Genomic DNA, 10,619 nt, shown 5'->3' with positions numbered 1-10,619 from the left:
GATTATGTGTTATCGGATATGTTTGTTGTTTGTCTTTATGCTAAAGGTATCATAACCGCCAGTGATATAGTTTTGATGATCAAATGTTGGCGGGAAGAATGAAACAGGACGGAACCAGAAAGCGTATAAGGCAGGATGCACAACTACATGTTCGTAGTGTAAGAGCAAAATTTATTAAGTCATTTGGAAATTTATCCAAAGCTAATCATTCCATTTCTATTGGTACTTCTACTTTGAAATAAGTGAAAGGCCAGGAATGATTTGATAAAAACACATACCCAGCGCAGGACCGGGTATGTGTTTTTATTAAAAGAGTATGGGTATCAACTAGGGAGGTTAGGGCCTTCTAACTCAATCGGCTCTTTTTCAATCGGCTCTTTCGGGCCTGCAAATTTAGGCTTCATATCAAGGATATACACATCGATAAGCGCTTTGATTCTAGCAAGTACTTCTCGGGTTCGTATTTTAAGCCCGGCTAAGCCTTTCGGCTCAGGGACAGAAAGACAAATCGCATCAATTTGATTTCTGTCTGCAATGAATAGCGCACGCTCGCAGTGAAAGCGCTGAGTAATGATGACAAAGTGGTTAGCATCAAATACGCTTTTGGCCCTTACTACAGAATCTAGGGTTCTAAAACCAGCATAATCCAACACAATGTCTTGCTCAGGTATGCCAGACCTCAACAAGTCTCGTTTCATCGTCCATGGTTCATTGTAGGAACGATGGGCATTATCACCGCTTAGCAGCAAGATATTGACTTTTCCTTCTTGATAAAGCTGCAAAGCGGCATCTATTCGATATTGGTAATACGGGTTAAGGGATTTCGCAATGTATTTGCTTGTCCCTAAGACTAAGCCAATAGATCGGGCAGGGGTGGCCTGCGTGTTATCAAAAATACGAGATGAAGCTTGATCGGAGAACCATCTGTCGATCAATAAGATGCTTGATATGACGAGAATACAGCCTATTGCACTGAAACGTATGATATTCAATATCTTCATAACGTCCCGGCGGTCTTGGCTGAAAATGCGGCCAGAGACAAACTTTCTCTCTGGCTGTCAAGATAGTACATGTGCGACTAATTCCCTTGTGTTGCTAATAGCGAAAAAATACGATTCTGCGTTTCAGTAGTTTAACCTAATCGATTGAGTCTGTTGTGTAAAATCAGCGTCAAATACGCGCCTAATATACTGATTACGCTTGCAAGGGTGCTGTGGGTCAGATGGCGGGAAAAACAAAAGCCTTTTGGTCGGACATACTGGATTCGAACCAGCGACCCCTACTCCCCCAGAGTAGTGCGCTACCAAACTGCGCTAATGTCCGCCAAAAGGCTTTATATTCATTGCTTTAGCTGAGAATCGTTTTAAATTCTACAATACAAAGGAAAGAATGCAATAGGTGGTTAATCCAAAATAAAACCTGTCTCTCATTATTTGCGATAAAACTATCTAGCTGATTTAAAAGTAATCAATCCTTTATTGTTACACGAGACGGACAATTACCAGAAAAGGGCTAGTGGTTGGACCAGGTGCCGGCATTCTTGCGATAGCTTCACTCGGTATATCGATGGATTGGCATTTTCGATGCTAACTTGAAGCCATTCTCCGTTAGGCTTATTCATGCTTTGATAACGTAGTGCTGTGAAGGGGAGATAAGAATATTGCTTGGATGCGTTTTTTTTGCGTGATGACTGGAGTGCAGGATAATGAAACGCTTAATAATCTGAAACCAAATGTCGCAGTTAAGGTCCAAACAAAGTGAAAGTGGAAAGAGCGTGATCCCTCGGAGGGAATTAGAAGTATAAGATAAGGTGTTGAAAGTGGATGCTTCTTGCTTGGGTTTTTTGTTTTTATCGTTTGAATTAGCTTGTTGCATTATGGCTTATGAATAAGCTGTGGTTAATCAATTTGCTAAAGTGTTATCCCTAGTCCACAATGACAATATGCAATCAAACCCTTCTGATTGCTGAATATTTGATAAATTCCTTAAATTTATGTTCACAAGGATTCTAACAAGAGGTATTATCAGCGCATCTACCCTTAGTAGTTCCTTAACTATTGCCACTCATTGCTTCTAACAACTTCTGTGCTGCATTGGATGTGGTTCAATATGACAAGAATTCTCTTGCCTTGATGCAAGGTACAATACTTTAGAATGTTATTTGCGTATCATCATGACATCATTCAAAGCTCATATAATTGCTTGTGATCACTCTGCATGATATTCAGTTTAAGAGGTAATATTGATGGATAACTTTGCAGCTGCTGAAAAAGCTTTATCAGCAATGCTTAATAGTGTTGAAGCGAAAACCGTTAAAGTTGATACAAAAACCGGTGTCGTAAAAGAAGAGCGTGTCGACTACCGCCAAGTACTGATTGATTTTGCTGATGAAGTTCCGGGTCGTCAAAAGGCTGTGATTAAACGCATGCCACTACACAAAATTAACAACCTTATTGCTGTTCTTCATGAGTTTAAAGAAGAAGCCCGTCAGGTAAGAATGATGGAAATCTTGGCTCTTATGGAAAAAGATGGTGTCGTTCCTGAAGATTTGGTTGACCAAGTCGAAGAATAAAAATCGCGCTTCTAACTGTTAATTGTAGATATTAGCCTGCATTCGGTAGAGTGTTGCTAAACTAATTTAAAGTCTCTGAACATACCTGCTTCAGAACATTTACTCTATTCAACGTAGAGTAATCTCTTATATGCCTCTTAAATGTGTCAATCAAACGATTGGCACATTTCTTCTATATTTCATATGCAAGCTGTTACTCTTCGGCATGTAATGTCTCTAATTACATATACTCGTATCCACATTAACGGTATTAGGGCGAATGTGTTCCTGATAGTATGCTTATGTGAGAATAATATTAACTGAAAAGGTTAAATAGTGGATACGTTGGTAGAAGCACAACAGCTTGGAAAAAGTTACGGTCGGTTTCGAGCGTTGATGGACATTAATCTTACCATTCAGCCGGGGCAGGTTTTAGGTATCCTCGGCCATAATGGTGCTGGTAAATCATCGTTAATTAAATGTTTATTAGGTGCTCATGACTACGATGGAGCATTAAGTGTCTTTGGTCTCGAGCCAAGGAAAGAACGCGTGAAAGTAGTATGTGACTTGGCTTATCTCTCCGATGTTGCTGTTCTCCCCGAGTGGATGACAGTAAAACAGATTATTAAATATAGTGCTGGTGTACACCCTAATTTCGATCTTGCTTTAGCAGAAAAATATTTATCTCAAACCGACATTAAGCCATCGACTAAGATTGGCCGCCTTTCAAAGGGAATGAAGGTACAACTCCATTTAGCTTTAGTTATGTCTGCTGATGTCCGTTTGTTGATATTGGACGAACCTACGTTAGGTCTGGATTTGATGTTCAGAGAGCGCTTCTATAATCAGTTGATGGACTGGCTGAAGCAAGGTGAGCGTTCAATGGTTATTGCCAGCCATGAAGTTGAAGAAGTCGCTCATCTACTGACAGACTTGCTGATTTTAAAGAAAGGGAAATCGGTAGCTGCTGGTACGGTTGAAGAGATAATGGGCCGTTTTCAAAAGGTCTGTGTAATAGAAGAAAACAAGCGCCAAGCTGAAGCTGCAAGGCCCCTATATATTCAGCAAGGGGTAAAAGAATCTATGTATATATATGAAAACGTTAAAGCAGATAAGCTTATAGCGTTAGGCGAGGTCAGCGAGCCTTCCATGTCCGAAGTGTTTATTGCGCTGCAGCAGGAGGAAGCATGAGAGCTTGGTTTACTCTGCTGGAAAAAGAGCTGATTGAACACCGTATTGTCGTTCGGCTTCCGCTTTTATTGCTGGCTTTTGCCATTATCAATTTTGTTTTTGTCATGCAAGGAGACAATGTCTCATTCTCCGTTCAGTCGAGTGGGCAAGGGATCATTGATTGGGGTATTGCTCAAGGAACATTTGCGGGCCTCATCGGCAAGCTAAATGAAGTAGTGGCTGGTGTTGTCTACTTAGTTCTGTTTTTTATATACGTACCCAAAACACTACGCAAAGAAAAACAAGAGGGAAGCTTGCTGTTTTGGCGTTCAATGCCGGTTTCAGATTATCAGGCCGTAGCGGCAAAAATGGTTTTTGCCCTAATAGTCATCCCGTTGATTGCATCTACCTTGATGCTGGCCGCCGATTTTATTGTCTGGTTATTGGCAACCATTTGGTTAACTCAAGACCTGATGGCGAGTTGGGGGATTTCTTTTGCCAATTTAGTTTCCCATTGGTTTGAGTTTCTAGGCCGGTTGGGATTAATGAGTGTTGCGTTGTTTCCCCTTGGCGCAGGGCTTATGGCACTGTCACAGCTTACTCGTTACCCACTCCTTGCAGCGATTTTAGTGGTGATCTTATTTAAAATTGCGATGTTTCAGGCGACAGGTTCAAGCGAAGTCGGCAATGTGCTTTCAGAGATTTATGGCTTACCGTTCTCAATTTTGACGGGATCGTCTGCCTTGAGCGTTTTTGCTGGTTTCGGTGTTTTTGCCCATCTGGTTATGTTGTTGGTTGGAGTGGGTTTGTACTTGATGAGCTGCTGGCTGAGAGGGCGGGATGATATGCTAAGGATGATGTAGCCCAAGTACTACTCGCCAGATATAAAAAACGGAGAATGTTGTCATTCTCCGTTTTTTTAATTTTAGATTCGAGCGGGTTTAACTATGCCGCTACAACAGTGTTTAGGTATTCTACCTCACGCTTGTACTTACGTACGTTGCGTGAAAGGGTACCTTTAGGCACATCGAAACGCTTCTCTGCTTCATAGCTAGATAGGCCTTCGAAAATCACAGCTTCAACAGCAATACGCTGGTTTTCAGATTTGAAGATGCGTTGTGCAATAATTTTATATTGTGAACGGTTCATGTGTTGTGTACTCGCTAGGCAAAAAACATTCCCAGAGGAAATCTCTAAGGAAGAAAAGTTAGTTCTCATTTATGATTGATGAGATTACCAGCTGAACCCTAACAGAACCTTAATCGATTAAGCGTAATCCTGTTGGTAGTGCATCACCGAATACGCGCTTAGTTTCACTCTCCGTCAGCACTTTGACGCTCGATACCATTTCTATCCAACTTTCTGGCGCTTTGCTCGATTTTAGCTTCGAAATTACGTCATTTCGATTCTTTTCATCGATGTCCAAAGTGCGGTCTCCAGTCATCCGGCACATCATTACTGCGGCAAAAGCGATGTTCGAGTCTTTGCGCCAGTCGAAGTCCATAAGCTCCGGCAAGCAGTAGGCAACATGTTGCGGGGTGAGCAAATTGTGAGCACTACCATAAAACGGACTGCGTGTGGCAATACGGCCAATCGCCCACCAATGTGCCTGCGAGTACTGTGTTTTTTGTAGGCGACCAAAAATCCATTCGATTAGCTGAAGCTTTTTGTCAAACGGTAGGTTTTCAAGGCTAGCTGCTAGGCGAACCATATCTTCATAGCTTCGCTCTTGCATCTCCTTGGCAAGTTTGCTGTTGCGGCTTGCCGTAGGGTTGATGTACTTCGCGATGTCTTTGTAGATAACAAGCTGCTGCTCTTGGCTTAGCCCGCCTGATACCCGGCGCCAGAACGTCCACCAATCACTCCATGTCTGAGCACTAGTGTTTGATTGGACACCATGCTGGTACAGTTGCCAGATCTGCTCCATGCGCCATTCATCAGATGGGTAGCCAAAGCCCGGGCGCATGGTGAAGCCGGTCAGTTTCAGCCAGTTCCGCTCGTGGAGATCAGAGCGACGACGCCTTTTTTTGCTTTCTAGCAATGCATTGGCGAGTTCTCTGAGGCACGGGGTCTCCCAATCGTCACGCTTGCCGAGGGTTTTCTCTAACTGGTTGCGGAGGGTCTTGATGGTTTTTGGGGCATTGTTCTTGGTGCTGCCGCCGTAAGCTTGTTTTACTAGCGTAATCGCATCATCCATGCGTGCTGGTAAAGCAGATTGTGCAAGGGTAGAGTCGTCGCCCTCACGGCTGAGTTTTGCTAAATCCTTACGGATGGCAAATTCTACTTTCCAGCGTTTGTTGTCATCATGGATGCTCACGCACTCTAGTTGCAGTGTACCTACTTCTGTCAGTTGACAGGCGAGGGTGACTTCTTCGCGATCTTTTTGGTTAGCTGCAAGCTCTGCCCGATCACGATCACTGTCAAGCGTTGCAATAAATGGTGGCAACGATACGAAGCTCTCTTCATCAACCGTGAATATTTCACCAGCTTGTGTGTGACTGTCATCGGTTGATGACACGAGGTTAAACCTAACGGGCTCACCTAGTGTTAGTGCAAATTTGCGGTCTTTCAGGCGAATTTCAGTGCTTTCGTCAATGCCTTTAGGTAATAGGCAGAGGCCTTGCTTCTGGCGCTTTTTATTTTCAAGTACCAAGAAGAATGAACGGGCAGAGCCGCCGCCAATCTTAAGTTGGGCACCGTGACGAGCTTTGGCATAAGCGACTGCGCCATAGGCGACAGCAAGGTCTGGATGCGGGTTATCAAGCTGAGTGACGCTGTCACCTTTCCAATTGGAGAAAGTATCAAGCACTCGATTAGATAGCAGCGGGCTGTTGAAGACACCACCGTTAAGCAATACTGCTACAGGAATGGCTGGTTGGTCGGCTTGCGGTGCTTGTGAACTGCCTTTTAGGGACTCACGACAGACTGAATCATGCAAACTAATGAATTGGGCTAGGTGTTTGCTGATAGCTGGGTCGGCTGCATATGGTAGACCAAACTCAATCACTGCAGCCTGACGGTGGCTTGGTTGGTCACTGAAGTCAGTTTGGGGGAAGAAGCCATCAAGGGCGATTTGATGGACTTCATCGCGAGTCATATCAATGCTTTTTGACCCGCCGATTAACCGCGAACCACTGCCCAGCATAGTAACTTTGGCCGTATCAGGGGCGTTGCCCGACAGTAATTGTTCTTTAACCTTACGTGTCTGCTGGATGAGCTTCGAAAGACCAGAGGCACTTAACTTTTTTCTACCGCCATGCAGGCGTTGCTCGGCGAGGTGGGCAAGGGCAAGGTCAATGTTATCACCCCCTAGCATGAGGTGGTCACCAACGCCAATTCGGTCAAGAGTGAGTTTTTCATCTTTGGTACCGACTTTGATCAGGCTAAGGTCAGTCGTACCACCACCTACATCGCAGACCATGAGTAATGGAATATCTTTGAGGATATCTTCGGCGTTATCTTTGTGTTTGGCGTACCAGTCATAACAAACAGCCTGAGGCTCTTCCAATAGTAGAATATCGCCAAAGCCAGCCAGTTTCGCCGCTTCTAGCGTTAGCGCCCTTGCTCCCTCATCAAAAGAAGCAGGAACTGTGATCACGACTTCCTGATCTTTGAGTTTGTCACTAGGGTGATGGTAATCCCATGCCTGACGAACATGGTTTAAGTAGCTGGCACTTGCGATAACAGGAGAGACTTTTTCGACACTTGCATTGGACGACCAAGGAAGGATGGCCTCGGTTCTGTCAACGCCGGTGTGTGATAACCAGCTTTTGGCACTGACGACTTGTCGGCCTTCCACCTTTGCGCCCATTTCCCGGGCGAGCTCACCGATAATCGCATGTTGAATATCCCCTGCGACAGGTTCGATATCCCAAGGTAGTACCATTAAAGCGGGATCAATTTCGCCTTCGGCTGGGTGATAGCGAAATGAAGGAAGAAGTGGTTTACGTGCAACCTCACCCGGGGCGATAAGCTGGTCGATTTCAAAAATCTGTATTGGGCTTGATTCTAGGTTATCTGAAATCGGTGTGTAGGCGACAACGGTGTGTGTTGTACCGAGATCAATACCGACAAGGTAGCGAGGAGAAGTCATGCATCACTCCAGACGTGTTGTTTTAATACTTTTTAAGGTTTTCGATAGTATCCCAAAAGGGGATTGAGTGCATTAATGAAGGTGCTATCTTTATGATCAAATCTTTGATTTCAAAAAAAGAAAATGTCCTATCTAAACGCAAATAAAAACGGCGCCCTGAGGCGCCGTTTTAGATAACAAAGTGTTATTTCTCGCGAACGTCGAATTCGACTTGCCACTTCTGACCGCCATCGGTCGGAATCGCTTCAAGGCAAAGGCTGCCAAGCTCAGTGACACGAGAGGCTAGGCGAACTGGAACGATTTCGCCTGCAGTGCGGCCATCAGATACAGGAAGAGTGACCTGGATAGCAGGAAGTTCCTCTAGTTCTTCTGGTTGCCACCAGTCAAGGTGAGTACCTGCTGGGTCATCACGGCGTACTGTTGAACCGAAGAACTTGAACTGAACGGGTTGGCCAATGACCAGACCGAACTCACGGCTAGGTACGTCGGCGTGGGTTCCTTCTTCCATACCGAATGGGGCAACACATAGTGCTTCTAGTGGTGGTTCCATGCCAGGGATTGCAGGCATAGCGCTCTCGATACCGACGTAGTAGCTACTTGCGATACCGCCACGAATACGTACGCCTTTGCCTTTACGTACAGAGCCGTAGTAAGACGCGCCGCTTGCAACGGCAAGATCGAGATCCAGACCTTCAAGTAGTTTTGCTTCAGGGCTACCTGCTGTTGTCAGCCAGCTATTGATGATCGAAAGCAGACGCTCAGACAGTAGATCTGATTTCAGCACACCACCGTTGAACAGGATAGCTGTAGGGCGGATAAAGCCTTCGTGAAGCTGGTCGTATTTCTCGAATAGCTCATCGACAGCAGAAGACTGACGGCTTAGGAAGCCAGCAACATGGCGAGAAACCGCAGCGTCTTGAGCGTACGGCAGGCCCATTTGGGTCAATGCACCACGCTGCATCTCGACAGGGTGCTGCTCAACAGTGTTGCGAGGGAAGAAACCTTCAACCAGCGTCTGCTGGACTTCTTCCTGAGTAAGTTCAGTTTGTAGTGTGCCGCCAAGCAGCTTAGAGCCACGGCTTGGGACAACAATCGGCACAGCCTGAAGCTCTGCATCACTTAGCAGCGCTTCTTTAGCATCACGGCAAGCGTGTGTAATGGCTTGGATCTGCCAAGGTTGAAGCTGCTTGCCTTCTTGTGCAAGCTTCATCTTCAGGCGATAGGCCAACGCAAGGTCCATGTTGTCGCCGCCAAGCAGGATATGGTCACCAACAGCAACGCGGTTAAGCGTCAGGTTACCTTCTTCCTCGGTTACAGCAACCAATGAAAGGTCAGTCGTACCACCACCGATATCAACCACCAAGATCACATCGCCGACAGTGACCTGATCACGCCATGTATCGTCGTTGTTTCTCAACCAGCTGTATACGGCTGCTTGCGGCTCTTCCAGCAGTGTCATGTGCTTGAAGCCAACTTCACGTGCCGCCTCAGCCGTAAGATCACGAGCTGCAGGGTCAAAGGATGCAGGAACGGTGATTGTCACGTCCTGATCAAAAAGCGGCGTTTCAGGGTGTTGGTGGTTCCAAGCTTCTGCTAGGTGGGCAAGGTATTGACGGGTCGCCTCAAGCGGTGAAGCTTTGGTGACTTCGTCAGGGCTGTTCAATGGCAGGAAGGCATCACGACGGTTAACACCACCGTGGCATAGCCAGCTTTTTGCACTAGCAATCAAACGAATCGGGGTTTTGCTACCAAGGTTACGAGCCATAGCACCAACAATCGCATTTGGCTGCGCAGACCAAGGTAGGGCAGTATCACCTTCCGCAAGTTCAGACTCATGGGCCTGGTACATGAAAGAAGGCAGTTGGCTCTTTTCTTCAACGTTGCCCGGTGTAGTTAGCTGGGCAATTGGCATAACGTTGACGCTGGCGTCTTCGTCTTGCAAATCTACATAAGATAATACGCAGTGGGTGGTACCTAAGTCGATACCAACACTGTAACGGTGTTCTTGAATTTCTTGCATCACAGTTCTACCTCAGCGGCGGCAACAATTTTCGCATCGTGACCTTCTGCCAGTTTAGGCAGTTTGATGTCAGTCACTTTCCAGCCGCGGTGGATTAGGGTTCCGGTAAATGGTGCTTCGCCAACGACATTACCTGTTAGGCGCACTTCAGAAGCATTGAAGCCTTTTGGTAATGTAATACGTGTTTCTTCTTCTTCGGCACGTACTGGGGCAAAGCTGAAGTATTCTGATAGCACTTTCTGGCCGCCTTCGTGAATGACGCGGGCAGCAGCGCCGATCTCAGCATCGCTGAAACCTTTAAGGTCTTCTTGCATGAAGTCGATAAAACGTGCTTCTTGTTGAAGCAATGATAGAAGTTGCAGTGCCGCGTCAGGTGTGGAAGTTTTCAGCTTAGGTTCAACTTCGACAATCTTCTCGACTACCTTTTCAACTTCGACAACTTTTTCGACCTCGATGATTTTCTCGACAGGTTTTTCAACCTCAACGATTTTTTCGACTTCTTTCTCAACAACTTTCTCGACTTCAACAGGTTTACCTTTCTTCGAGATATAAAGTACCAGCATGACGAGCAACAAACCGCCCAACCAAGCATGTCCCATATCAATCGTTGTCGGCATTGCCGATAAGTCCACAGTTAATTCAGAAAAATCAAAAGCCATATGTCGTCTTCTCTATAAAGTGAGAGTTTAATTCACAAATTAGGGCGAATATTATCATAATCAAGGTGCAATACATCTAAGGGGGGTATTTTTTTGCCCTCTATTAAGCATTTAGCTACCTTATCG

At 45.6% G+C, this 10,619-nt stretch carries 8 protein-coding genes and 1 tRNA gene; 3 read left to right on the top strand and 6 right to left on the bottom strand.

Annotated features, from left to right (window positions below; genetic code table 11):
• Positions 1 to 323 precede the first annotated feature (323 nt).
• Both BIZ37_RS27360 and BIZ37_RS27355 read right to left on the bottom strand, forming a co-directional pair.
• The gene (locus tag BIZ37_RS27360; protein WP_187464220.1) at positions 324 to 1,001 is read right to left on the bottom strand and encodes a vancomycin high temperature exclusion protein; all 678 of its coding nucleotides are present in this window, start codon (positions 999 to 1,001) and stop codon (positions 324 to 326) included.
• 245 nt (positions 1,002 to 1,246) lie between these two features.
• A tRNA-Pro gene (locus BIZ37_RS27355) sits at positions 1,247 to 1,323 on the bottom strand.
• 922 nt (positions 1,324 to 2,245) lie between these two features.
• Between BIZ37_RS27355 and BIZ37_RS27350 the strand changes: the two genes are divergently transcribed.
• The 3 genes from BIZ37_RS27350 (at position 2,246) to BIZ37_RS27340 (ending at position 4,584) form a co-directional block, all read left to right on the top strand.
• On the top strand, positions 2,246 to 2,572 hold the full coding sequence (locus tag BIZ37_RS27350) for a hypothetical protein (protein ID WP_187464219.1): 327 nt from the start codon (positions 2,246 to 2,248) through the stop codon (positions 2,570 to 2,572).
• 315 nt (positions 2,573 to 2,887) lie between these two features.
• A complete protein-coding gene (locus BIZ37_RS27345; RefSeq protein ID WP_187464218.1) occupies positions 2,888 to 3,742 on the top strand; it encodes an ABC transporter ATP-binding protein in 855 nt (284 codons plus the stop codon).
• Positions 3,739 to 4,584: an ABC transporter gene (locus BIZ37_RS27340; protein ID WP_187464217.1), complete on the top strand. Its 846-nt coding sequence runs from the start codon at positions 3,739 to 3,741 to the stop codon at positions 4,582 to 4,584. Before BIZ37_RS27345 ends, BIZ37_RS27340 begins: the two co-directional genes overlap by 4 nt.
• Positions 4,585 to 4,666: 82 nt before the next feature.
• Here BIZ37_RS27340 and BIZ37_RS27335 read toward each other — a convergent pair whose 3' ends face one another.
• The 4 genes from BIZ37_RS27335 to BIZ37_RS27320 form a co-directional block, all read right to left on the bottom strand.
• A complete protein-coding gene (locus BIZ37_RS27335) occupies positions 4,667 to 4,870 on the bottom strand; it encodes a helix-turn-helix domain-containing protein (protein ID WP_107298297.1) in 204 nt (67 codons plus the stop codon).
• Between the two features lie 109 nt (positions 4,871 to 4,979).
• On the bottom strand, positions 4,980 to 7,814 hold the full coding sequence (locus BIZ37_RS27330; RefSeq protein ID WP_187464216.1) for an Hsp70 family protein: 2,835 nt from the start codon (positions 7,812 to 7,814) through the stop codon (positions 4,980 to 4,982).
• A 184-nt stretch (positions 7,815 to 7,998) separates the two neighbouring features.
• Positions 7,999 to 9,834, bottom strand: coding sequence for an Hsp70 family protein (locus tag BIZ37_RS27325; protein ID WP_158264535.1), 1,836 nt, complete (start codon positions 9,832 to 9,834; stop codon positions 7,999 to 8,001).
• A complete protein-coding gene (locus BIZ37_RS27320; protein WP_107298295.1) occupies positions 9,834 to 10,493 on the bottom strand; it encodes a DUF2760 domain-containing protein in 660 nt (219 codons plus the stop codon). Before BIZ37_RS27320 ends, BIZ37_RS27325 begins: the two co-directional genes overlap by 1 nt.
• Between the last annotated feature and the right edge of the window lie 126 nt (positions 10,494 to 10,619).

It is taken from the genome of Photobacterium sp. BZF1, from assembly GCF_014349205.1.
Taxonomy (GTDB): domain Bacteria; phylum Pseudomonadota; class Gammaproteobacteria; order Enterobacterales; family Vibrionaceae; genus Photobacterium.
This window is presented reverse-complemented; position numbering and strand designations above follow the sequence as displayed.

Bases quoted from the DNA above. Each gene is read 5' to 3' on its own strand.
- BIZ37_RS27350 (WP_187464219.1), top strand. From the start codon at position 2,246: ATGGATAACTTTGCAGCTGCTGAAAAAGCTTTATCAGCAATGCTTAAT.
- BIZ37_RS27360 (WP_187464220.1), bottom strand. From the start codon at position 1,001: ATGAAGATATTGAATATCATACGTTTCAGTGCAATAGGCTGTATTCTC.
- BIZ37_RS27325 (WP_158264535.1), bottom strand. From the start codon at position 9,834: ATGCAAGAAATTCAAGAACACCGTTACAGTGTTGGTATCGACTTAGGT.
- BIZ37_RS27335 (WP_107298297.1), bottom strand. From the start codon at position 4,870: ATGAACCGTTCACAATATAAAATTATTGCACAACGCATCTTCAAATCT.
- BIZ37_RS27340 (WP_187464217.1), top strand. From the start codon at position 3,739: ATGAGAGCTTGGTTTACTCTGCTGGAAAAAGAGCTGATTGAACACCGT.
- BIZ37_RS27330 (WP_187464216.1), bottom strand. From the start codon at position 7,814: ATGACTTCTCCTCGCTACCTTGTCGGTATTGATCTCGGTACAACACAC.
- BIZ37_RS27320 (WP_107298295.1), bottom strand. From the start codon at position 10,493: ATGGCTTTTGATTTTTCTGAATTAACTGTGGACTTATCGGCAATGCCG.